We start from the raw sequence: 22138 nt of genomic DNA on the forward strand, positions 1-22138 counted from the left end.
GAGTTCCGGTTCGGGCAGCGCGTCCGCGATGGCGCGTGCGCCGTGCAGGCCCCAGGCGTCCCGTGCCTCGTCGGCCCCGACGAAGACAACGTAGGCCCGGCGAGCCAGGTCCAGTAGGACGCGCGGACCGTCGGTGTCGCGCCACAGCCCCGGCCGGAAGTTGACGTCGAAGGTGACGAGCGGCCGGTCCGGCCGGGGTTCGGTCAGTTCCCACATGAGGTCGAGGCAGTCCGCGGACAGCGCCGGCGTGATGCCGGAGAGGTGCAGCACCCGCCCCGCCCGCACCGCAGTGAGGTCCGTGTTGTCGACCCCCATTGCGGACGCGGCCGACCCCGCCCGGTAGTACGCCACCTCGTGCGCGTCAGTCGACCTGTCCCCGGCGGTACGGAAGTAAACCCCCGTCGGCCGCGCCGGATCCCGTCGTACGGACGCGACGTCGACGCCGTAGGAATCGATCGCCTCGACCAGGTGGTCGCCGAAGCCGTCGGCGCCGACCCGGCTGACCCAGCGCGCCGAGTGTCCGGCGGCGGCCAGCATGCAGGCCACGTTGGATTCGGCGCCGCCGATGGCGCGGTCGAAGGAGGGGACGTCGGCGAGGCGGCCCGGGCGGGAGGGCAGGAAGGTGACCATGGACTCGCCGAGCGCGACGACGTCCACGACGTCGGGGGCGGTGGTGGGGCCGGTGGCGGTCACGATGGTCGGGACTCCTCGTCGTCTCGCGGGCCGGCGGCTCCGTTGACCCCGCGTTGGCCGAGATGTTAGACAGCGGTAAGCGATATACGCAATGAACGTTGCGCTACATGCAACGCACCTGATGAGGGAGGCCCCATGGCCGGAGAAGCGCTCGCCCGCCTCGCCGAGGAACGCGTTGACCACCGCTTCAAGGGCCTCCCGCCGGACGCCGACGGGCTGACGGTCGGCGAGCTGGCCGCCCAGCGCCGCAACCTGTTCACCGACGGCTTCACCACGCCCGTCCTGGCCCTGTCCGCCGAGCACCTGGAGCACAACCTCGCGCTCATGGCGCGGTACGCGAGCCGGCACGGCCTCGCCTTCGCCCCGCACGGCAAGACCTCCATGGCCCCGCAGCTCTTCCACCGCCAGGTCGAACGCGGCGCGTGGGGCATCACGCTCGCCGTGCCGCACCAGGTGCGGGTGGCGCGGGCGTTCGGCGTCCGGCGGATCTTCCTCGCGAACGAGCTGGTGGACGCCGCGGCCCTGCGCTGGATCGCCGCGGAACTGGCCGCCGACCCGGACTTCCGTTTCATCTGTTACGTCGACTCCGTGCGCGGTGCGGAGCAGATGGCCGCGGCCCTGCACGGGAGCCCCCGTCCCGTGGACGTCGTGGTGGAGCTGGCCGCCGGTGACGGCGCCCGCACCGGGGCCCGTACGGAGGCGGAGTGCGCGGCGATCGCGGAGGCGGTGGCGGCCGTACCCGCCCTGCGTCTGGTCGGCGTCGCGGGCTACGAGGGCGAGGTGCCGCAGGCGACCCCGGAGCGGGTGCACGCCTGGCTGCGCAGGCTGGTGGCGCTGGCCGCTGACTTCGACAAGGCCGGACGATTCCAGGGCCTGGACGAGATCGTCATCAGTGCTGGTGGCAGCGCCTGGTTCGACGCGGTGGCCGACGTGTTCGCCGAGGTCCCCGAACTGACCGCCCCCGTACTGAAGTTGCTGCGCTCGGGCGCGTACGTCTCGCACGACGACGGCCACTACCGCAAGCTGACCCCCTTCACCCGCGTCCCGGAGGAGGGCGCCCTGGAGCCCGCGTTCCGCCTGTGGGCGCAGGTCGTCTCCCGCCCCTCCCCCGAGCAGGCCTTCGTCAACGCGGGCAAGCGGGACGCGGCCTACGACCTGGACCTGCCCTTCGCCCAGGTGGTGCGCCGCGACGGTGCCGAGCGCCCGGCGACCGGCATCGAGGTCACCGCCCTGTCCGACCAGCACGCCTGGCTGCGCACCGCGCCGGAGGCGGATCTGGAGGTCGGGGACTGGCTCGGCATGGGCCTGTCCCACCCGTGCACGTCGTTCGACAAGTGGCAGCTGATCCCGGTGGCCGAGGCGGACGGCACGGTCGTCGAGTACATCCGTACGTTCTTCTAGGAGGCCCGGCATGGAAGACCTCGTCATCCGTGACGCGGACGTCGTGGACGGCAGCGGCGTCCCCGCGTACCGCGCCGATGTGGTGGTGAACGACGGCCGGATCGTCTCGATCGTCAAGGAGGCAGCGGCGGCGGGCTGCCAACGACCCGGTGCGGTGCGGGAGTTGGATGCCGAGGGTCTGGTCCTCTCGCCCGGCTTCATCGACATGCACGCACACAGCGACCTGGCCCTCCTGCGCGACCCCGACCACAGCGCGAAGGCCGCGCAAGGGGTGACCCTGGAGGTCATCGGCCAGGACGGGCTGTCGTACGCCCCGGTCGACGACCGCACCCTCGCCGAGGTCCGCCGCGCCATCACCGGCTGGAACGGGTACGGCGACGACATCGACTTCGACTGGCGGTCGGTCGGCGAGTACCTGGACCGTCTGGACCGCGGGTTCGACGGCCGGGGCATCGCGGTCAACGCCGCGTATCTGATCCCGCAGGGCACGGTCCGGGCGCTCGCGGTCGGCTGGGAGGACCGGGAGGCCACGCCGGAAGAGCTGGACCGGATGCGGCAGTTGGTCGCCGAGGGCCTGGAGCAGGGCGCGGTCGGCATGTCGTCCGGGCTGACCTACACGCCCGGCATGTACGCCGAGGACGCCGAACTGACCGAGCTGTGCCGGGTGGTGGCGGCCTACGGCGGTTACTACTGCCCGCATCACCGCTCGTACGGCGCGGGGGCGCTGGAGGCGTACGAGGAGATGGTGGCGCTGACCCGGGAGGCGGGCTGTCCGCTCCACCTCGCCCACGCCACCATGAACTTCGGCGTGAACAAGGGCCGCGCGCCGGAGCTGCTGTCCCTCCTGGACGAGGCGCTCGCCGCCGGGGCGGACATCAGCCTGGACACCTACCCCTACACCCCCGGCTGCACCACCCTCGTGGCGCTGCTGCCGAGCTGGGCGAGCGAGGGCGGCCCGGAGGAGATCCTGCGGCGGCTGACGGACGAGGAGAGCGCCGAGCGGATCCGCTACGACCTGGAGGTGACCGGCGCGGACGGCTGCCACGGCGTGCCCGTCGAGTGGGACACGATCGAGATCTCGGGCGTGACCGACCCCGCCCTCGGCGCCTACGTCGGCCGTACGGTCGAGGACTCCGCGGCGCTGCGCGGCGAGGCCCCCTGGGTCACGGCCCGTCGGCTGCTGGTCGAGGACCGGCTGGGCCCGACGATCCTCCAGCACGTCGGCCACGAGGAGAACGTGCAGGCGATCATGCGGCACCCGGTGCACACCGGCGGCTCCGACGGCATCCTCCAGGGCGCGAAGCCGCACCCGCGCGCGTACGGCACGTTCCCGCACTACCTCGGCCGGTACGTACGGGAGCTGGGGGTGCTGTCGCTGGAGGAGTGCGTGGCCCACCTCACCTCGCGCCCGGCGGCGCGGCTGCGGCTGCCGGACCGCGGGCTGGTCCGCGAGGGGTACCGGGCCGACCTGGTCCTCTTCGACCCGGCGACCGTGGCGGCGGGCTCCACCTTCGAGCAGCCCCGCATCCTCCCGACGGGCATCCCGCATGTGCTGGTCGACGGCCGGTTCGTGATCGAGGACGGCCGGCGCACGGACGTACTGGCGGGGCGGGCGGTCCGCCGTACTCCGGTGTGACCGCCCGCCCGTCGCGTTCCTACGGCTTGGGCAGGGTGCAGCCGCTCGCCGACAGGTCGAGCTTGTTGTCGATCCCGAAGCAGGCGGCGAGCTGGTAGGTCTGCTGGGCGTAGTTGATGCCCTGGCGGACGGTGACGTTGCCGTTCGCGTCGACCTCGCAGGGGTTGTTCATCGTGCAGCGCTCACCGTCCTCGTTGCCGGTGTTGTTGACGGCGACGACGCGGCCGGTGCTCTGGTCGACGACGGGCGAACCCGACGTACCGCCGATGGTGTCGCAGGCGGAGGTGTAACGGACGGAGTCCTTCCAGGTCCAGTCGGCCTCCTTCAGGCTGTGCGCGAAGCCGTCTATGGAGCAGTTGTAGATCCGCTTCCAGTAGCCGGAGACGACGCTGATGGCGGTGCCGGCGGCCGGGCGCGTGTCGCTGAGCGTCAGGGGGTTGATGCCGTACGAGCTGCTGATCTGCGCGTAGGTGGTGGTGAGCTGGTAGACCGCCACGTCCGTGTCGGTCATCGTCGAGTAGGCGATCTTGTTGGCGCGCAGGGTCGCGATCCGCGAACCGGAGGAGTTCAGCAGGCCGAAGCTGCGGCTGGAGGCCTGGTCGACGACGACCTCGCCGGGGCCGGGGAAGCCGGACTCCAGGCAGTGGCCGTTGGTCATCACGAGTGCCGGGTCGTTGTCCTCGGAGTCCGGCATGCGGACGACGGAGCCGGAGCAGTTGCTGAGCGAGACGGTGCCGGCGAAGTCGACGGCCTGGGCCGACGGTGCGGTGAGCCGGGACACGCTCGCCGTGGTGGACGTGACCACGTCGTGGACCACGGACGTGATCGTGTCCGTGTCCGCGGCCGTGCTCGAGCCCGTGGGGGTGGGCTCGGCCGCGACCGCGGGGGCCGCGCCGGCCCCGGCTATCGCCAGGGCCGAGAGCGCGACGACGAGAGGTTTTCTCATGTGTGGGGGTCCCCTCTTGCGACGAGGGCGACCGGAAATCTTCCGGTCGCCCGCAGGTTTGTCATGCGCATTGTGATGCCGCGCATGCGAGGGGACAAGGAGTTGTTCCTGGCCGGGGACCGTTTCACGCCGGACGTCGCCGGATCTCCACGATCACCGCATGAGATCACCGCACGACGGCGGCTGCTCGGCGGCTACTTGGGGCCCTTGGTGCCGCCCTGCCCTTGTCCCGGATTGTCCTTCGACCGGCCCGGGGGTGGGGTGGCCGTGACGGGAGCGGAGGTCGTGGGCGCGTCGGCGGTGGGGGACCCGGTCGAGGGGTTCTTCGTCGTCGTCCCTGCCGGGGCGGAGCCGCTCGCCGAGGGGGACGGGGCGGCGGACGCCGAGTCGGACGACTCCCCGGTGCCCGACGGGCCGTCGGCCCGCGCCGCGTCCGACGCCGATGCCCGGCCCGGTTCCTTGGGCGCCGCGGACTCCTCGGACTCCCCCGTCGTGGCCCCCGTGCGGTCACCCTTGCCCTGGGTGCCGGACGGCGACCCCGAGAAGGAGAACCCGGCGATCAGCGCGGCCGCCTAGACGGCACCCACCGCTCCTGCAGCCACCGCCACGCGGCGCGAGCGCCAGGGACCGGGCTTGCGCCTGGAACGCCGACCGGAACCGTGCCGGTGGGAGTCCGCGCCGGCGCGGACGTCTCCCCGGCCCTCGCCGATCACACCACCCTCACCGTTCTCGCCGTCCGCCACCGGAGGCAGCTCGCGCGTCTCGTCGTACGCGTTCTGCCAACCGTGGGCGGCCGCCGGATCGGCGTACTCGTCGTACGCCGGCGACGGGGCGGCCTGCGGGTGGTACACGTTCGGCGGCCCCGCGGGCTCGTAAGCACCGTTCGCCCCGTTGCCGTAATGAGGTGGCGTGGACATGGCCGTGCATTCTAGGGACGGGAGGGGGTGGCGGGACAGCGTTCGGCGATAACCACCCAAACCGCCGCGTCTCATGTGGCGGAAAGCACGAGCCGTGCGGCGTTACCCCGCCGTAAGCTCCCTGACATGCAGGTGATCCAGTCGACGAAGCTCGCCAACGTCTGTTACGAGATCCGGGGCCCGGTACTCGAGGAGGCGATGCGGCTCGAGGCGGCCGGACACCGCATCCTCAAGCTGAACACCGGCAACCCGGCGGCCTTCGGCTTCGAGTGTCCGCCGGAGATCCTGGAGGACATCCTCCGCAACGTCTCCACGGCCCACGGCTACGGCGACGCCAAGGGCCTGCTGGCCGCACGCCGGGCGGTCGTCATGCACAACCAGACACTCGGTATCGAGACGGACGTCGAGCACGTCTTCATCGGCAACGGCGTCTCCGAGCTGATCACCATGGCGATGCAGGGCCTGCTGGACGACGGGGACGAGGTCCTCGTACCGGCCCCGGACTACCCCCTGTGGACGGCGGCGGTCTCCCTCGCCGGCGGTACCGCGGTCCACTACCGCTGCGACGAGCAGTCCGACTGGATGCCGGACCTCGCCGACGTCGAGCGCAAGGTCACCGACCGCACCAAGGCGCTCGTCATCATCAACCCGAACAACCCGACCGGCGCGGTCTACGACGAGGCGATGCTCAAGGGCCTGACGGACATCGCCCGCCGCCACAACCTGCTGGTCTGCTCGGACGAGATCTACGACAAGATCCTCTACGACGGCGCCACGCACACCCCCACCGCGGCGGTCGCCCCCGACCTGCTCACCCTCACCTTCAACGGCATGTCGAAGGCATACCGGGTGGCCGGCTACCGGGTCGGCTGGATGTCGATCTCCGGCCCGCGCGCCCACGCCGACTCCTACATCGAGGGCCTGACGATCCTGGCGAACATGCGTCTGTGCGCGAACATGCCGGGCCAGCACGGGGTCGTCGCCGCGCTGAGCGGACGCCAGTCGATCAACGACCTCGTGCTGCCGGGCGGGCGCCTGCGCGAGCAGATGGACCTGGCCTACGAGATGCTGACGCAGATCCCCGGCGTCACCTGCGTCCGCCCCAAGGGGGCGCTGTATCTCTTCCCGCGTCTCGACCCCAAGGTCTTCAAGATCAAGGACGACCGCCGGATGGTCCTGGACCTGCTGCGCCGGGAGAAGATCATGGTCGTCCACGGCACGGGCTTCAACTGGCCGGAACCGGACCACTTCCGGGTCGTGACGCTCCCGACGGTCGTTGATCTACGGGACGCGGTCGGCAGGATCGGCACGTTCCTGGACGGCTACAGCCAGCACTGACGCTCACGCTGCGTGGACAATCGGCTCACTTTTGTGAACGGGCTCAACTTTAGACGAAATCCAAGCTAGGATGGCTTCTGCGAAGCACAGGAGGCCATCCCATGTACGAGCCGATCCGCACCAAGTCGGTCCACACGACGATGGCCGACAGCACCACCGACTTCCCCCACCGGTCCCGTGAGGAAGAGCTGGACATCCAGCTCGCGGGCCATCTCGCGGCACTGCTCGCCGTCACCGACGAGCTGCGCGCGCTGGCCCCGTCCGCCGACCTGGACACCGCGGCCACCCGGCTCGCCGACCAGGTGGCCCGGCTGCGGGGAGGAGCCGCGCCGGCCCGCACGTCGGTGACCACGACCACCGCCGAGCCCCATCTCGCCGCCCTGCACCGACGCGCCCACACCCTCGCGGGCCGCGCCCTGGTCGTCGCGGCATCCCGCGCGGACACGGCGGCGGCGATCCTCACGGCGGAACGCATGGACGCGCATGCCGCTGCGCTGGAGCCCCGCGAGGTCGCGTCCCGCTAAGGTCCACTGGGGCGCCTTTCGCCGTGGGGTGCTTTGTTGTTCGGCGGCTGCGGGTTGAGTGTGGCTGGTCGCGCCCACGGTGGGGGTCCCCCGCTCGAGCGCAGCCGAGAGTGGGGGAGGAGCCGCATATTGATTGCAGCCCCGCGTCCCTTCAGGGCGTTGTGGTTACCCCAGCTCGTAACTGAAGGCGTAGGGGAACGGTGATTCCCCGGGGCGGTAGGTGAAGTTGCCGGTTCCGCGCAGGCCTGTCAGTTCGCCGGTGCCCGTCTGCGGCACCACCTCGAAGGTGCAGTGGACGGTGCCGTCGGGCTCGAAGGAGCCGCGCTGTTCGATGACGAAGGCGCCCTCGCGTCCGTCGAGCCGGCCGGTCAGCAGCTCCATGCCCGTGAAGGTGCCGGTCTTCTCGGTGACGTAGGCGATGGTGTACTCGCAGGTCGTACGGTCGGCCTCGATGCCGCCGGTGAAGTTGTTGGTGACGGAGGCACGGGCGAGCCTCGGCCGGGCTTCGGCCGAACCCACCGCGGTCTCCTCCCAGTTGGCGTAGGCGATGTGTCCGGTGATGTGCACGGGCATGGGTGTCCCTTCGGTCGGCCGCACGGAGGCGGGCGGTTGCGTGCCCAGCCTGGACGCCATACCTGACACCTTCTGTCAGGTACGGCGGGACAATGCCGCCATGCGTGCCGACCGGCTTCTCGCCCTGCTCCTGCTGCTCCAGAACCGGGGGCGGATGACCGCCCCCGAGCTCGCCTCGGAGCTGGAGGTGTCCGTCCGTACGGTCTACCGGGACATCGAAGCGCTCAACGCCTCCGGCGTACCGGTCCTTACCGAGCGGGGCCCCACCGGCGGCTACCGCCTCATGGACGGCTACCGCACACGACTGACCGGACTCACCGACGGCGAGGCCGACGCTCTCTTCCTGGTCGGGGCACCGGGTCCGGCGCGGGAGCTGGGCCTGGGTGCGGTGCTGGCGACCGCTCAGCTGAAACTGCAGGCCGCCCTTCCCGGCGAACTGGCCGAGCGGACCCGGCGAGTTCAGGACCGGTTCCACCTCGACGCGCGGGGGTGGTTCAGGGATGCCGATCCGGTTCCGTATCTCGCACAGGTCGCTCAGGCGGTGTGGGAACAGCGGGTGCTGCGCGCCCACTACCGACGCTGGCGCGGCGAGGTGCACCGGTCACTGCACCCTCTCGGCATCGTCCTCAAGGGCGGCATCTGGTACCTGGTGGCGCTCGCGGACGGGACACCACGGACCTACCGCGTCTCACGCCTGCTGGCTGTGGACCTCACCGACGACGCCTTCGAGCGTCCCGCCGGATTCGACCTGGCCGCCTTCTGGGAGGAGACCTCACGGCGCCTGGAGGACACCTTGCACCAGGGGACCGCACGGCTGCGGATCTCCCCTCGCGCACAGCGGCTGCTGCCGATGCAGTTCGGCGCGGCCGGCACCCGGGCACTGGACAGCGCCGGACCGCCGGACCGGGAGGGCTGGGTGGAGGTGGAGATGCCGGTCGAGACACAGTCCGTCGCGGTGAGCGACCTGCTGAGGCTGGGTACGGAAGCGGAGGTATTGGGCCCGCCCGAGCTGCGGGGAGCCGTCGCCGAGGCCGTGACCGTGCTGGCGCGACGGTATGCGGGAACGTCCTGACCTCTGCCACGGGTGAGCCGAGCGGAGGGCGTTGCGTACCGAGACGGGTACGTCACCCCTCGTTCACCCCGGGCGACGGGGAACGTTGGGTTCCGGGAGCACGCTCCCGGCGTGAGACGTATTGCAGGTATCGTCCTCGCGGTTGTGCTGATCGGCGGAGTGGTGGCAGCCGTCGTAGCGGGCCGGGACAACGGGGACCAGGGCACGGCAACGAAGACCGTGCGGGCAGTGATCGGGTCGGAGAAGGCCGAGTTCTTCGCCGACCCGAAGGTGGTGGACGCCCTGGCCGCCAAGGGCTACACCGTGGAGACGGAGACGTCCGGCTCGTGGGCCATGGAGGGGCTGGACCTGAAGGGCTACGACCTGGCCTTTCCGTCCAGCAAGGCGCCGTCCGACGCGCTCGCCGAGAAGTACGGCGTCCAGCAGCCGCTGCCGCGGCCCTTCTACTCGCCCCTCGTCGTCGTCGCGCATCGCAACGCCGCCGAGGTGCTGGCCGCCAACGGTCTCGTCACCCTCGACAAGAACCACGGCACCCTCGACATGGGTGCCTACCTCGACGCCGCCCGTGACGACCGCACCTGGCAGCAGCTCAAGGGGGCGGAGAAGTACGGGGAGTTGACCGGCACCCTCTACATCACCAGCACCGACCCCGTGACCTCCAACTCCGGTGCCCTCTACCTCGCCGCCGCCTCCTACGTCGACAACGACGGCCGGGTCGTCGCGAGCGACGCCGACGTCGAGCGGACCGCGCCCCTGCTGCGCAAGCTGGTCACCGTCCAGGGCGCCCAGCAGTCCAGCTCGGACGGTGCGTTCCGGGACTTCATCAGCGGCGCCGGCAACCCGCTCGTCCTCGTCTACGAGTCTCAGGTCGCCGCACTGCTCACGCAGGGCCAGGGCGTGGACGACCTCACCGTCCTCTACCCGGACACCACCACGACCAGCGACCACACCGTCGTACCCCTCACCGAGGAGGGCCGCGAGGTCGGCGAACTCCTCTCCACCGACCCGGAGTTGCGCCGGCTGGCCGTCCGGCACGGGTTCCGTCCGCAGGGCGCCACCGGCGAGTTCACGTCGGCCACCGCCGGCCACACCGACTACCTCAACCAGAAGCTGACCGGCGTACGGCAGGCGCCCGTGCCCACCTCCGCGGTGCTGCACGAGATGGCGCGCCGGGCGCGCGGATAGGGGGATCAGCAGATGACCGACCACAGCAGCAGCACCAGCCAGAACACCAGCCCCAGTCACGACGACACCTTCACCCTCATCCCGCCCGAGCCCGTCGCCCGGGTCCCGCGGGAGAAGGCCGGCGGACTCGTGCCCGTCGACGACGGTGTCCGTGACGACATGGCCCGCAAGGCCTCCGACTACGTCGCCGGACTCGCCGCCCTCGACGCCCGCTCGCCCGAGTTCGCCGGCAAGGTCGGCGAGATCACCGCCCTCGGCGCCGGCGAGATGCGCACCGCGGCCGCGCAGTCCAACCGCATGCTGGAGCGGACCGTGCGGAGTCTGCCGTCCAAGGGCGGGGACGCGCAGTCGCAGGTGGCGGGGTCGCTCGTCGAACTGCGCAGGGTCGTGGAGGATCTCGATCCGCGTGATCTGCCCGCCGCCAAGGGGCGGAAGTTCCTGTCCCGGCTGCCGGGCGGCAACAAGCTGCGCGATCACGTGGCCAAGTACGCCTCCGCGCAGGGCACCCTCAACAAGATCGTCGGCTCGCTGCGCGGCGGGCAGGACGAACTGCGCCGGGACAACGCCGCGTTGCAGACGGAGCGGGTGCGGCTCTGGGAGACCATGGGCAAGCTCCAGGAGTACGTCGTCCTCACCGAGGCCCTGGACACGGCGGTCGAGCAGCACATCGCCGGTGTCGAGGCGAGCGACCCGCAGGCCGCCGACTCGCTGCGCGCGGACGTCCTCTTCCTCGTCCGGCAGAAGCACCAGGACCTGCTCACCCAGCTCGCGGTGTGCGCGCAGGGCTACCTCGCCATGGACGTCGTACGCCGCAACAACGACGAGCTGATCAAGGGCGTCGACCGGGCGGCCACGACCACCGTCTCGGCGCTGCGTATCTCCGTCATGCTCGCCTCCGCCCTCGACCACCAGAAGAAGGTCGTCGACCAGGTCAACGCCCTGCGGGGCACGACGGAGGACCTGATCCGGGGCAATGCCGAGATGCTCGCCACGCAGTCCGGCGAGATCCAGCGCATCGCCGCCGACCCGGCGGTCGGCGCGGAAACACTGCGCAACGCCTTCCAGCAGATCTATCGCACGCTGGACGCCATCGACACGTACAAGGTCCAGGCGACCGAGGCGATGGCGACGACGGTGGAGTCGCTCACGGCCGAACTGCAGCATGCGAGCGCGTACCTGGAGCGCAGCAGGTCGCAGGGGGCGCTGGAGGGGGGACTCGCGTGAGACGCCGACTGGCAGCCGTCGCCCTGGCGGCGCTCACCCTGCTCGCGGGTTGCACAGCCGCCCAGGACGACCAGCGCGAAGAGGGCAGCAGCTACGAACCCGGCACCCTCCGCGTCCTCGCCTCCAGCGAGCTCAGCGACATGACGCCGGTCCTGGACCGGGTCCGTGAGGAGACCGGCATCACCGTCCGGCCCACCTACATGGGCACCCTCGACGCCGTCGATCTGCTCGCGCGGGGCAAGGCGGACGGGGCGTACGACGCGGTGTGGCTGTCCTCCAACGACTATCTGCGGCTGCGCCCGGAGGCGGCGAAGAAGGTCGTGTCGGAGACACCTGTCATGTCGAGCCCGGTCGCGATCGGCGTCAAGCCGGCCACCGTCAAGGCCCTCGGCTGGCAGCCGGAGGACGTCTCCTGGTCCGATGTCGAGCAGGCCGTGCGCGACGGCGACCTCACCTACGGCATGACCGACCCGGCCCGCTCCAACTCCGGCTTCTCCACCCTCGTCTCCGTCGCCTCCGCCCTCTCCGGCGCCCAGTCCGCGCTCATGGACGCGGACGTGCAGAAGGCGACTCCCCGTCTGAAGGAGTTCTTCCGGGGGCAGCAGCTGACGTCGGGTTCGTCGGGCTGGCTGGCGAGCGCGTACGAGCGGCGCGGCACTGTCGACGCGCTGCTCAACTACGAGTCGGTGCTGAAGGGCATCCCCGGTCTGACGGTGATCCGCCCCACCGACGGTGTCGTCACCGCGGACTACCCGCTCTCGTCCCTCGCCTCCGCGGGCGCCACGGCCCGCGAGGACGTCCGCCGGCTGACCGAGGCCCTGCGCTCCCCGGAGATCCAGCGCGCGATCACCGACCGCACGCACCGCCGCCCGGTCGTCGCCTCCGTGCAGCCCGCGACCGGCCTGGACACCACACGGCGGCGCGAACTGCCCTTCCCCGGCAGCCGGTCCGTCGCCGACGGGCTGCTCGACTTGTACGAGAACGAGCTGCGCCGCCCGTCCCGCACGGTGTACGTGCTGGACACCTCGGGCTCGATGGAGGGCGACCGGCTGGCCGGACTGAAGAAGGCGCTGACCGGCCTGACCGGCGACTTCCGGGAGCGGGAGGAGGTGACGCTGATGCCGTTCGGGTCGGATGTGAAGAGCGTACGGACCCATGTCGTGGACCCGGAGGATCCGAAGACCGGGCTCGACGGGATCCGGCGGGACACCGAGGCGTTGACGGCCGAGGGCGACACCGCGATCTACACGTCGTTGGAGAAGGCGTACGAGCAGCTGAGGGCGGACCGTGACACGTTCACGTCGATCGTGCTGATGACGGACGGGGAGAACACGACCGGTGCGACCGCCGGCGACTTCGAGGACTTCCACGGTGCGCTCACCGGCGGCCAGAAGGACATCCCCGTCTTCCCCATCCTGTTCGGCGACTCCGACCGTTCCGAGCTGGAGCACATCGCCGAACTGACCGGCGGCCGCCTCTTCGACGCCCAGCAGGGCTCGCTGGACGGCGCCTTCGAGGAGATCCGTGGCTACCAGTAGAGCGCTGACGTATCTGGAGTCCCGCAAGAACCTCACCGGCTGTGCCTGCGGTCTGGTCGGCCTGGTGCTGACGTTCACGGGCGTGGCGGGGCCGTACTGGCCGGTGGTCGTCGCCGGTCTGTACGGGGCGGGCGCGCTGATCGCCCCGCCGGAGCGGCCTGCCCTGCCCGACTTCCCCGACCCGTCGGCCCAGCTCGACGAGGTGCGCGGCGACTTCGGCACTCTGCGCGGCTATCTCGCGGGCATCGACCTGCCGCCGGCCGCCGCGGGCAAGCTCACCGAACTGACCGACCTGCTGGCGGCGTTGCTGGAGCCCGGCTGGGTGAGCGAGATCCTCGCCCAGGACCCGGAGGGCGTGCACGCGCTGTCCCGGGCCGTACGGCAGGACATTCCCGAGGCCGTCGACGCGTTCGTACGCACCCGCTGGTGGCATCGGATGACGCCGGGGCAGGAACCGCCCGAACGGCACCTGGAGCGACAGCTCGACCTGCTGCGGCAGGAGGCGGAGAAGCTGGCGGCGGAACTCAGGGAGACGGAGTCCCGCCGCCAGGAGTCCCACACCCGCTATCTGGAGGACCGCTCCGACTGACGGAACGGGCCCCGCACGCCGTTGTGCGGGGCCCTCCGGCTGTCACCGCGGCCGGCCGGGACGACGTTGCAGGTCAGGGCAGGTCGGGCCGGCCGCGGAGTTTCGGGGGAGGTCAGCCCAGGCGCTGCACCAGGGCGTGGTACTCGTCCCACAGCTCCTTGGGCGTGTGGTCGCCGAAGGTGTTGAGGTGCTCGGGGATCAGGGCGGCCTCCTCGCGCCAGACCTCCTTGTCGACGGTGAGCAGGAAGTCGAGCTCCTCGTCGGCCAGTTCGAGGCCGCCTGTGTCGAGGGCCTCCTTGGTCGGCAGGACACCGATCGGGGTCTCGACGCCCTCGGCCTTGCCCTCGAGCCGCTCGACGATCCACTTCAGGACGCGGCTGTTCTCTCCGAAGCCGGGCCAGACGAACTTGCCCTCGTCGTTCTTGCGGAACCAGTTGACGTAGTAGATCTTCGGCAGCTTGGCCGGGTCCGCGGACTTGCCGACCTTGATCCAGTGGGCCATGTAGTCGCCCATGTTGTAGCCGCAGAACGGCAGCATCGCGAACGGGTCGCGGCGCAGCTCGCCGACCTTGCCCTCGGCGGCGGCGGTCTTCTCGCTGGCCACGTTGGCGCCGAGGAAGACGCCGTGGTTCCAGTCGAAGGACTCCGTCACCAGCGGTACGGCGGTGGCGCGCCGCCCGCCGAAGAGGATCGCGGAGATCGGCACGCCCTTGGGGTCCTCCCACTCAGGCGCGATGATCGGGCACTGCGCGGCGGGCACGGTGAAGCGGGCGTTGGGGTGGGCGGCCGGGGTCTCGGACTCCGGCGTCCAGTCGTTGCCCTTCCAGTCCGTCAGGTGGGCCGGGGTCTCCTCCGTCATGCCCTCCCACCAGATGTCGTTGTCGTCCGTCAGCGCCACGTTCGTGAAGACGGAGTTGCCCCACAGCGTCTTCATCGCGTTGGCGTTGGTGTGCTCACCGGTGCCGGGCGCGACGCCGAAGAAGCCGGCCTCGGGGTTGATGGCGTACAGCCGGCCGTCCTCGCCGAAGCGCATCCACGCGATGTCGTCGCCGATCGTCTCGACGGTCCAGCCGGAGACGGTGGGCTCCAGCATGGCGAGGTTGGTCTTGCCGCAGGCGGACGGGAAGGCGGCGGCGACGTACTTGGGCGAGCCCTGAGGCGGGGTGAGCTTGAGGATCAGCATGTGCTCGGCGAGCCAGCCCTCGTCGCGGGCCATGACGGAGGCGATACGCAGGGCGTAGCACTTCTTGCCGAGCAGGGCGTTGCCGCCGTAGCCGGAGCCGTAGGACCAGATCTCGCGGGTCTCCGGGAAGTGGGAGATGTACTTGGTCCGGTTGCAGGGCCAGGGGACGTCCTGCTGGCCGGGCTCCAGCGGGGCGCCGAGCGAGTGCACGGCTCGCACGAAGAAGCCCTCGGAGCCGAGCTCGTCCAGCACGGCCTGGCCCATGCGGGTCATGGTGCGCATGGAGACGGCGACGTACGCGGAGTCGGTGATCTCCACGCCGATCGCGGACAGGGGCGATCCGAGCGGGCCCATGCAGAACGGCACGACGTACATGGTCCGGCCCCGCATCGAGCCGCGGAACAGGCCCTTCTCGCCCTGGAAGCTGTTTTCTTCTCCAGTAAAGATGGCCCGCATCTCCGCAGGGGCCTTCCAGTGGTTGGTCGGGCCGGCGTCCTGCTCCTTCTCGGAGCAGATGAAGGTGCGGTCCTCGACGCGTGCGACGTCCGTCGGGTCGGAGGCCGCGTAGTAGGAGTTCGGGCGCTTGATCGGGTCGAGTTTCCGGAAGGTGCCCTTCTGGACGAGCTCCTCGCACAGTCGCTCGTACTCGGATTCGGATCCGTCACACCAGACCACGTTGTCCGGCTGCGTCAGTTCGGCGATCTCGTTCACCCAGGAGATCAGTTCCTGGTGGTTGGTCGGGATGACGGGGGTAGCCGATATGTCGCGCGCCACGGTTGCTCCTAAATGAGGGTTTTTTGTCCTTTTGCCCCGTGGGGGCTGCGACCCGGATGCTGCGCAGTACCGATCGCTATGCGCTCATCCGGTGCCGACTGCACTCATTTGATCATCCGAGGTGCGTGCGCATTTGTCCAGAGGACCGCCCACCTGAGCGGCGTGAGCCGGCCCACGCACCTGGGCGTTTCTCTCCGTTTCTTTACGTGCACGTTGGGTTCGGATGACCGCCTCTTGGGACGGAGCGGGTCGCCGGGACCCCCAACTTCCGTGAGATGATGGCCACTCCCGCCCCCACACTGATCCGTAACTTACGGTTCCGTAGGTACGATGCCCCGCATGACTGCGCCCGCCTCCGACGCGCCGAGGGACACGCCGGTCGCCGACCGGGTATCCAGCGCGCTCTCCCTGCCGCACCCGATCAAACCCAAGCTCCGCGGCTGGCTGCACCTCGGGATGTTCCCCGCGGTGCTCGTCGCAGGCCTGGTCCTCACCGCCCTCGCGGACTCCCCGCGCGGCCGCCTCGCCTGCGGGATCTACGCGCTGACGGCATGCCTGCTGTTCGGCGTGAGCGCGCTGTACCACCGGGGCAACTGGAGCCCGCGCATGGACGGCGTACTGCGCCGCCTGGACCACTCGAACATCTTTCTGATCATCGCCGGCACCTACACGCCCCTGACCCTGCTGCTCCTGCCGGGCGCGAAGGGGCAGTGGCTGCTGTGGGGCATCTGGGCCGCCGCAGCGGCCGGCATCCTCTTCCGCGTCTTCTGGGTGGGCGCCCCACGCTGGCTCTACACGCCCTGCTACATCGCCATGGGCTGGGCGGCCGTCTTCTTCCTGCCCGACTTCATGCGTACCGGCGGTATCGCCGTCCTCGTACTGGTGATCGTCGGCGGCCTCCTGTACAGCGCGGGCGGCGTGGTCTACGGCATCAAGCGCCCCAACCCGTCACCGCGCTGGTTCGGCTTCCACGAGGTGTTCCACTCGTTCACACTGGCGGCGTTCGTCGTCCACTACGTGGGGATCTCCCTGGTGGCGTACCAGCACCCGTAGCACCCCACCCCTTCAGGGCCACGGCTTGCCAGCCGTGGCCCTTTTGCATCCCCTGACAGCGACACCCCATTGAGGGTTACTGGATTTTGACAGCGACTCTCAATTCATCCTTTTGTCCCGGAGCCGGATGCCCGACAATGACCACCATGACAGCCCCCCACCTCACCTCCCCCGCCGACCGCCCCCAGCTGGGACTCCGGGAGCGGAAGAAGATCAAGACGCGTGAGGCGATCCGCACCGCGACCTACGAACTGATCGAGGAGCAGGGGTACGACGCCACGACGATCGAGCAGATCGCCGACCGTGCCGAGGTGTCGCCGTCGACCGTCTTCCGTTACTTCCCCACCAAGGAGGACATCGTCCTCACGGACGAGTACGACCCACTGCTGGAGGAGTTCCGGGGCCGGCCCGCGGACGAGCCCTGGCAGGACTCCCTGCGCCACATCACCCGCAGGGCCATCGGCCTGGGCCTCGGCGAGGAGCCCGAGATCACCCGGCTGCGCTGCCGGCTGATCGCGGAGGTCCCGGCGGTGCGCTCCCGGCTGATGGAGAGCATGTCCGCCGCCGGGCCCCTGCTCGCCGAGGCCATCGCGGCGCGCACCGGACGCGACCCGGAGAGCCTGGAGGTGCGCGTGTTCGCCATGTCCCTCATCGGCGGTCTGATGGAGATCTCCCCGTACTGGGCGCGCACCGGCTTCCGCGACGACCCGGCCGACCTCGTCGACCGCGCCCTGGCCGTCTACGACCGCGGCCTCGGCGCCGAAAACCCCTGAGGCCCGCGCCCGCTCCCATGCCATCCTGATCAGGTGAACGGACCCGAGATCCACGTCGAATTCGACCCCGAACTGGCCCTGTTCGTCCCGAACACCAGGCGCCGGGGCGCCACTCGGCTCGCCACCGACGGCGTCTCGACGCTGGGCCATGTCATCGAGTCCGTCGGCGTCCCGCTCACCGAGGTCGGCGCCCTCGTCGTCGACGGCCACGAGGTGCCGACCGCGCACATCCCGAAGGACGGCGAGTCCGTGCACGTCCGCGCCGTCGAACGCCCGCAACGGGTGCCCGGCGCTCCCCTGCGCTTCCTCCTCGACGTCCACCTCGGCACGCTCGCCCGCCGGCTGCGGCTGCTCGGCGTGGACACGGCGTACGAGTCCACGGACATCGGCGACCCGGCCCTCGCCGCCCGCTCGGCCACCGAGCGGCGCGTCATGCTCAGCCGCGACCGCGGCCTGCTGCGCCGCCGCGAACTGTGGGTCGGCGCCTTCGTCTACAGCACCCGCCCCGACGCCCAACTTCGCGACGTCCTGGACCGGTTCCGCCCCGAACTGCGCCCCTGGACCCGCTGCACCGCCTGCAACGGCCTGCTGAAGGAGGCCACCAAGGAGGAGGTGGCGGACCAGTTGGAAAGCGGGACGCAGCGGACGTACGACGTCTTCGCGCAGTGCACGGAGTGCGGGCGCGCGTACTGGAAGGGCGCGCACCACGAACAGCTGGTGGCCATCGTGGAGGACGCGTTGAGCATGCGTACTCAGGACGGTTGAGTAGCCGGGCCGATCATCGGGACCGGCAGGGCGCGATGGGATGGCGGCATGGACACAGCACGTCAGCTCACCCGATGGTCCGTCGCCGGACTCCTCCTGCTTCTGCCGACCGTCGTCCTCGCGTGGATCGCGGTGCTCTCCACCGAGCGCGGCGGCCGCTGCCTCATGTACGGCGAGCAGTGCTCCGGCATCCCGGGCGGGGTGCTGTACGGCTTCTTCTGGGCCGCTGTCGTGCTCGGTGTGCTGGCACTGCTGTGGCCCCGAACCCGGTGGACGCCCGCCCGGGCCGGGGCCGTTCTGCTGCAGTGGGGCGCTCAGCTCACGCTGGGAACCCTGATTCTCAGCGGCGCCTGAGGTCGCTCTTTCCGCAGGCCACGCCGTCCTTGTTCGGGTCGAGGCGGAGGGGGTCGTCCTTGCCGTTGACCTTCAGGCGGCCGTATTCGTTGGCCTTCAGCCAGGTGCAGCGGGCGGCCGTCGTCTTCTTCACCTCGGACGGGAAGGTGGTCGGCACGCAGACGTTGGCCGAGCCGTAGTGCCGGTCGCAGCCGGCGACGGTCGTGCCGACCTTCTGCGAGGTGCGCTTCTTGCCGGGCCCCGTGACCTTGCCGGACAGGTCGTCGGCGAAGGAGTGGACGTGGGCTGAAGCGTCGGTGGCGCCGAGGGCCTGCGGGCCCTGGAGGTGCACCCACTTGGCGACCGACGGCACCCCGCCCGCGTCGACCGCGAAGAGCATGTACCAGCCGGGCGGGGCCAGGTCGGGGTTGCTCGTCACGTTCAGGTCGATGGTGTTGCCGTCCACGCTCAACGGAAGATCCACGAACCGCTGGTTCGGGTCCGACGAGTGCGTCACCGCGGCCGGGCGGATCAGCTCCGCCTTCGCGATGGGCCGGTCCACCGTGATCCGCTGGGTGTCGCCGTAGGTCCACTCGGTGTCGATCACCGAGGTGATCGTCGGGCGCTCGCCCTTGAGCAGGTACGGCGGGGTGTAGATCGACACGTTGTGGTTCCAGGAGCCGTTGCCCGGGTTGTCGCCGGTGGTCATCACCCGGCCGTCGGGCAGCAGGAACGCCGAGGAGTGGTAGCCGCGGGCCTCCGGGTCGGCGGCCACCGGGTCGAAGGTGTTCGTCGCCGGGTCGTAGATCGACGACTCGAAGACCGGGTTGGCCCGGTTGTGCAGGGCGCCACCGGTCTCGAGGACCTTGCCGTCCGGCAGCAGCACCGCGGAGACGTACATCTTGCCCTGGCCCCCGGTCTGCGGGACCGGCCCGTTGCCGAGGTCGACGGTGCCCTGCGGAAGCGACGGACCCGCAGCGTAGGACGGGTTGGGCTCCTTGAGGTCGATGACATCGGTCAGCCGGTTCGCCTCCGGGTTGGAGTCGATGTTGCCGCCGCCGATGGTGAGGACCTTCTGATCCTGCGCCGGCGGCAGCAGCACGCTCGCCGACTGGTCGCGCTCGTCCTTGTTCTGCAGACCGGGCACCTGCGTGATCGTGTTGGCGTCGTAGTCGTAGATCGCCGAGCCGGTGCCGGGGATGTTGTTGCCGAAGACATGGCTGCCGGAGTAGAAGAGGCGGCCGTCCTGCATCAGGATCATCGACGGGTACAGACCCCAGTAGGACCAGGTCTGGTTGACCTTCCACAGCTCGAGCCACTTCTGCTCGGCGTCCGACCACAGCTCGGCGGTCACCGAGCCGGTCGAGTCCTCCTTCAGCCCGCCGAAGGAGATGACGTCACCGTTGCCGAGGATCGTGGCCGACGGGTACCAGTGGCCGTCGTTCATGTCGTTCGTCCTGGTGTACGTCTCGGTCTCGGGGTCGAAGATGTACGAGTCCTTGTACCCCTGGTAGCCGATCGTGCCGTCCGCCGACGGATAGCCCTTGTTGCCGCTCATCACCAGCACCCGCCCGTCCTGGAGCTGGACGTGCCCGGCGCAGAACATGTCGTCCGGCGTGGGGATGACCTTGTACGTGCCGTTCTGCGGGTCGTAGACCGCGGAGGTGAACGTGCCCGCCTCGAACATCTCCGGGTCGTTGCCGGAGCCCGCGATCAGCAGCACCTTGCCGTTGTGCAGGACGACCGAGTGCATCGAGCGGACCGGGTTCTGCGCGGGCAGCACCTCCCACCTGCCGTTCGCGCACTCCTCCGGCGTGCCCGTGCACTCGGGGTCCGGGACCGGGTCGGCGACCTGTTCCATCGTGTAGTCGTCGGTGGTCGCGGAGCCGGTGCCGTAGACGGAGACGCCCCAGCTGATGCGGTCGGTGCCGGCCGGGACCTCCGGGGTGCGGACCGTGGCCTGGGTCCAACTGCCCGCCATCTCCAGCGTCTTGAGGTCGGTCCAGTACTGCCAGCCGGCCGTCGTGTCGTGCCGGAACAGGGTGATGTCGGCGTCCGGCGTCGTCGTCCTGTACCAGAGGGAGAGGTCGTACTGCTTGCCGACCGTCACCACCGGCGCACAGTCCGCGGACTCCGTGATCAGCGCCTTGCGGTCGCCTTCGACGCGGCGGGTCAGCTCGACCTTCATGGCCTTGCTGCCGGAGTGCGCGTCCGGGGTCGTGGTGAAGCTGAAGTCGTTGTCACCCCAGCCGGACTTCGACCAGCAGTACGGCATGTCTCCGGTGCCGGCCGTCTCGAAGCCGGGGTTCTTGATGAGGTTGGCGGCGGAGGCGGACTGGGGTGTGGTCAGGAGCAGGCCACCGGTGAGGCCTGCGACGGCCAGGAGTGCGGTTCTTCTACGGCGTTTGTTCACACGGCTCTCCTTGCTGTGCGGCTCCCGCGCTCGGGTGCGGCTTCATTTATGGGCCTCCGGGGCGGCAGATAGACCAGCGCTTCGGTACCGACGAAGCGCAGGACGAAGGTCGTCACCAGCGCGAGCGCTGTGGCGGGCAGCGCGGCCATGCCGAACGCGCCGACCAGCAGCGCGATCAGCGGGATGCGCAGCACCAGGTCGGCATTGGCGAGCAGCGCGAACCGGCCGAGCCGGTCCCAGAAGCGCCGGTGCCGGCGGCGGTCGCGGAACAGCAGCCGCTCGATGAGCAGGAAGTTCCAGGCGACGCCGAGCTGGTTGGCGAGGATCTCGGCCGGGAGGTAGTGCATGCCGAGGGAGGTGAGGGCCCACAGCCCGAGCAGGTTCGGGACGAAGCCGGTCGCACCGATCAGGCCGAACACCACCATCCGGGCCAGCGGATCGGCCGTACGCAGCCCGGCGAGGTGCCTCAGGAAACGCCGCCCCTCCGCTGCCGTGGACTTGGACTCCCCGGCGAACCGCTCCTGGAACACGAACGGCACTTCGGTGACCGTGCGCGGGCGGCTGCGGACCGCCAGTTCCAGCAGGATCTTGTAGCCGAGCGGCGTCAGCGTCTCCGCAGTGACCGCGCTGCGGCGCACCGCGAAGAAGCCGCTCATCGGGTCGCTGATGCCGTGCAGCCGGCGCGGGAAGAGGGTCTTGGTCAGCCAGGTGGCCGCTCGGGACACGGCCACGCGGTAGCTGCCGGCCAACCCCGCCCGGCTGCCGCCCTTGATGTAACGGGAGGCGACGACCAGTCCGGCGTTCGCCCGCTCGCCGGTCGCCACCAGCTCCGGGACCAGGGACGGCGGATGCTGGCAGTCACCGTCCATGACGACGATCCAGTCGGAGCCGGCTGCCTTCATGCCCTCGACCACCGCACCGCCGAGCCCGCCGACCGGCTCCTCGCGGTGCAGCACGGTCACCGGGAACGGGCAGTCCTGGGCGGCCTCGCGGATCACCTGCGGGGTGTCGTCGGTGGAGTCGTCCACGAAGACGACCTCGCAGGGCAGCCGGGACGGCACGGACTCGGTGATCTGGTGGAGCAGCTGACGGATGTTCGCCGACTCGTTGAAGGTCGGTACGACGATGGTGACGGCGCCCGGCTCGGGAACGTCATTTTGGCTCGTTCGCCTCCGGGGCGCTCCAGCCGGTGTCGAGAGGGCGATCGT

Annotated in this window: 21 protein-coding genes; 14 read left to right on the plus strand and 7 right to left on the minus strand. The window is 70.3% G+C overall.

All coding sequences use genetic code 11. The features are described 5' to 3' along the window. The coding region (locus ACTWQJ_RS20130; RefSeq protein WP_443308011.1) for a sugar kinase at positions 1–693 on the minus strand (693 nt) is incomplete at its 3' end. 135 nt (positions 694–828) lie between these two features. On the opposite strand from ACTWQJ_RS20130, the gene ACTWQJ_RS20135 reads away from it, so the two are divergent. Together ACTWQJ_RS20135 and ACTWQJ_RS20140 are read left to right on the plus strand one after the other, a co-directional pair. Beyond that, positions 829–2094 (plus strand): amino acid deaminase, encoded by a 1266-nt coding sequence (locus ACTWQJ_RS20135; protein ID WP_443308012.1) that lies wholly within the window; start codon positions 829–831, stop codon positions 2092–2094. Between the two features lie 10 nt (positions 2095–2104). Further along, positions 2105–3730: an N-acyl-D-amino-acid deacylase family protein gene (locus ACTWQJ_RS20140; protein WP_443308013.1), complete on the plus strand. Its 1626-nt coding sequence runs from the start codon at positions 2105–2107 to the stop codon at positions 3728–3730. A gap of 19 nt (positions 3731–3749) precedes the next feature. On the opposite strand, the gene ACTWQJ_RS20145 is transcribed toward ACTWQJ_RS20140, so the two are convergent. Beyond that, complete coding sequence (locus tag ACTWQJ_RS20145; RefSeq protein ID WP_443308014.1) at positions 3750–4676, minus strand: trypsin-like serine peptidase; 927 nt, start codon at positions 4674–4676, stop codon at positions 3750–3752. Positions 4677–4760: 84 nt separating this feature from the next. On the opposite strand from ACTWQJ_RS20145, the gene ACTWQJ_RS20150 reads away from it, so the two are divergent. Continuing rightward, complete coding sequence (locus ACTWQJ_RS20150) at positions 4761–5252, plus strand: hypothetical protein (protein WP_443308015.1); 492 nt, start codon at positions 4761–4763, stop codon at positions 5250–5252. Here the strand turns inward: ACTWQJ_RS20150 and ACTWQJ_RS20155 are convergent. Continuing rightward, entirely contained in the window at positions 5249–5593 is a 345-nt protein-coding gene (locus tag ACTWQJ_RS20155; RefSeq protein ID WP_443308016.1) for a hypothetical protein, read from the minus strand. The two genes, ACTWQJ_RS20150 and ACTWQJ_RS20155, sit on opposite strands and share 4 nt — an antisense overlap. A gap of 126 nt (positions 5594–5719) precedes the next feature. On the opposite strand from ACTWQJ_RS20155, the gene ACTWQJ_RS20160 reads away from it, so the two are divergent. Both ACTWQJ_RS20160 and ACTWQJ_RS20165 read left to right on the plus strand, forming a co-directional pair. Further along, the gene (locus ACTWQJ_RS20160) at positions 5720–6931 is read left to right on the plus strand and encodes a pyridoxal phosphate-dependent aminotransferase (RefSeq protein WP_443308017.1); all 1212 of its coding nucleotides are present in this window, start codon (positions 5720–5722) and stop codon (positions 6929–6931) included. A gap of 101 nt (positions 6932–7032) precedes the next feature. Beyond that, the gene (locus ACTWQJ_RS20165) at positions 7033–7455 is read left to right on the plus strand and encodes an SCO4983 family protein (protein WP_443308018.1); all 423 of its coding nucleotides are present in this window, start codon (positions 7033–7035) and stop codon (positions 7453–7455) included. 165 nt (positions 7456–7620) lie between these two features. Here ACTWQJ_RS20165 and ACTWQJ_RS20170 read toward each other — a convergent pair whose 3' ends face one another. Further along, on the minus strand, positions 7621–8028 hold the full coding sequence (locus ACTWQJ_RS20170) for a DUF3224 domain-containing protein (protein ID WP_443308030.1): 408 nt from the start codon (positions 8026–8028) through the stop codon (positions 7621–7623). A 100-nt stretch (positions 8029–8128) separates the two neighbouring features. On the opposite strand from ACTWQJ_RS20170, the gene ACTWQJ_RS20175 reads away from it, so the two are divergent. The 5 genes from ACTWQJ_RS20175 (at position 8129) to ACTWQJ_RS20195 (ending at position 13636) form a co-directional block, all read left to right on the plus strand. Next, positions 8129–9100 carry a helix-turn-helix transcriptional regulator gene (locus ACTWQJ_RS20175; RefSeq protein ID WP_443308019.1) on the plus strand — a complete coding sequence of 324 codons (972 nt, stop codon included), beginning with the start codon at positions 8129–8131 and terminating at the stop codon, positions 9098–9100. A gap of 111 nt (positions 9101–9211) precedes the next feature. Then, positions 9212–10285: a hypothetical protein gene (locus ACTWQJ_RS20180; RefSeq protein ID WP_443308020.1), complete on the plus strand. Its 1074-nt coding sequence runs from the start codon at positions 9212–9214 to the stop codon at positions 10283–10285. Positions 10286–10297: 12 nt separating this feature from the next. Further along, positions 10298–11509: a toxic anion resistance protein gene (locus ACTWQJ_RS20185; RefSeq protein ID WP_443308021.1), complete on the plus strand. Its 1212-nt coding sequence runs from the start codon at positions 10298–10300 to the stop codon at positions 11507–11509. Continuing rightward, positions 11506–13047, plus strand: a complete 1542-nt coding sequence (locus tag ACTWQJ_RS20190) for a substrate-binding and vWA domain-containing protein (RefSeq protein WP_443308022.1) — start codon at positions 11506–11508, stop codon at positions 13045–13047. The genes ACTWQJ_RS20185 and ACTWQJ_RS20190 overlap by 4 nt, the downstream gene beginning before the upstream one ends. Beyond that, entirely contained in the window at positions 13034–13636 is a 603-nt protein-coding gene (locus ACTWQJ_RS20195) for a hypothetical protein (RefSeq protein WP_443308023.1), read from the plus strand. The genes ACTWQJ_RS20190 and ACTWQJ_RS20195 overlap by 14 nt, the downstream gene beginning before the upstream one ends. A 112-nt stretch (positions 13637–13748) precedes the next feature. On the opposite strand, the gene ACTWQJ_RS20200 is transcribed toward ACTWQJ_RS20195, so the two are convergent. Further along, positions 13749–15593: a phosphoenolpyruvate carboxykinase (GTP) gene (locus tag ACTWQJ_RS20200; protein WP_443308024.1), complete on the minus strand. Its 1845-nt coding sequence runs from the start codon at positions 15591–15593 to the stop codon at positions 13749–13751. Positions 15594–15932: 339 nt separating this feature from the next. Here ACTWQJ_RS20200 and trhA point away from each other — a divergent pair, with 339 nt between their 5' ends. From trhA to ACTWQJ_RS20220, 4 genes are all read left to right on the plus strand, one after another. Beyond that, a complete protein-coding gene (gene trhA, locus ACTWQJ_RS20205; protein WP_443308025.1) occupies positions 15933–16646 on the plus strand; it encodes a PAQR family membrane homeostasis protein TrhA in 714 nt (237 codons plus the stop codon). 146 nt (positions 16647–16792) lie between these two features. Next, complete coding sequence (locus tag ACTWQJ_RS20210; RefSeq protein WP_443308026.1) at positions 16793–17419, plus strand: TetR/AcrR family transcriptional regulator; 627 nt, start codon at positions 16793–16795, stop codon at positions 17417–17419. A 33-nt stretch (positions 17420–17452) separates the two neighbouring features. Continuing rightward, positions 17453–18184, plus strand: coding sequence for a Mut7-C RNAse domain-containing protein (locus ACTWQJ_RS20215; RefSeq protein ID WP_443308027.1), 732 nt, complete (start codon positions 17453–17455; stop codon positions 18182–18184). A gap of 48 nt (positions 18185–18232) precedes the next feature. After that, a complete protein-coding gene (locus tag ACTWQJ_RS20220; RefSeq protein ID WP_443308028.1) occupies positions 18233–18538 on the plus strand; it encodes a hypothetical protein in 306 nt (101 codons plus the stop codon). Here ACTWQJ_RS20220 and ACTWQJ_RS20225 read toward each other — a convergent pair. Together ACTWQJ_RS20225 and ACTWQJ_RS20230 are read right to left on the minus strand one after the other, a co-directional pair. Continuing rightward, complete coding sequence (locus ACTWQJ_RS20225) at positions 18525–20930, minus strand: galactose oxidase-like domain-containing protein (protein WP_443308029.1); 2406 nt, start codon at positions 20928–20930, stop codon at positions 18525–18527. The genes ACTWQJ_RS20220 and ACTWQJ_RS20225 overlap by 14 nt on opposite strands. Continuing rightward, positions 20927–22135 carry a glycosyltransferase gene (locus tag ACTWQJ_RS20230; RefSeq protein WP_443308031.1) on the minus strand — a complete coding sequence of 403 codons (1209 nt, stop codon included), beginning with the start codon at positions 22133–22135 and terminating at the stop codon, positions 20927–20929. Before ACTWQJ_RS20230 ends, ACTWQJ_RS20225 begins: the two co-directional genes overlap by 4 nt. Positions 22136–22138 lie beyond the last annotated feature (3 nt).

It is taken from the genome of Streptomyces sp. KR55, assembly GCF_052245645.1.
Classification (GTDB): Bacteria; Actinomycetota; Actinomycetes; order Streptomycetales; family Streptomycetaceae; genus Streptomyces; species Streptomyces flavusporus.

Bases quoted from the DNA above. Each gene is read 5' to 3' on its own strand.
- ACTWQJ_RS20135 (WP_443308012.1), top strand. From the start codon at position 829: ATGGCCGGAGAAGCGCTCGCCCGCCTCGCCGAGGAACGCGTTGACCAC.
- ACTWQJ_RS20140 (WP_443308013.1), top strand. From the start codon at position 2,105: ATGGAAGACCTCGTCATCCGTGACGCGGACGTCGTGGACGGCAGCGGC.
- ACTWQJ_RS20145 (WP_443308014.1), bottom strand. From the start codon at position 4,676: ATGAGAAAACCTCTCGTCGTCGCGCTCTCGGCCCTGGCGATAGCCGGG.
- ACTWQJ_RS20150 (WP_443308015.1), top strand. From the start codon at position 4,761: ATGCGAGGGGACAAGGAGTTGTTCCTGGCCGGGGACCGTTTCACGCCG.
- ACTWQJ_RS20155 (WP_443308016.1), bottom strand. From the start codon at position 5,593: ATGTCCACGCCACCTCATTACGGCAACGGGGCGAACGGTGCTTACGAG.
- ACTWQJ_RS20160 (WP_443308017.1), top strand. From the start codon at position 5,720: ATGCAGGTGATCCAGTCGACGAAGCTCGCCAACGTCTGTTACGAGATC.
- ACTWQJ_RS20165 (WP_443308018.1), top strand. From the start codon at position 7,033: ATGTACGAGCCGATCCGCACCAAGTCGGTCCACACGACGATGGCCGAC.
- ACTWQJ_RS20170 (WP_443308030.1), bottom strand. From the start codon at position 8,028: ATGCCCGTGCACATCACCGGACACATCGCCTACGCCAACTGGGAGGAG.
- ACTWQJ_RS20175 (WP_443308019.1), top strand. From the start codon at position 8,129: ATGCGTGCCGACCGGCTTCTCGCCCTGCTCCTGCTGCTCCAGAACCGG.
- ACTWQJ_RS20185 (WP_443308021.1), top strand. From the start codon at position 10,298: ATGACCGACCACAGCAGCAGCACCAGCCAGAACACCAGCCCCAGTCAC.
- trhA (WP_443308025.1), top strand. From the start codon at position 15,933: ATGACTGCGCCCGCCTCCGACGCGCCGAGGGACACGCCGGTCGCCGAC.
- ACTWQJ_RS20210 (WP_443308026.1), top strand. From the start codon at position 16,793: ATGACAGCCCCCCACCTCACCTCCCCCGCCGACCGCCCCCAGCTGGGA.
- ACTWQJ_RS20220 (WP_443308028.1), top strand. From the start codon at position 18,233: ATGGACACAGCACGTCAGCTCACCCGATGGTCCGTCGCCGGACTCCTC.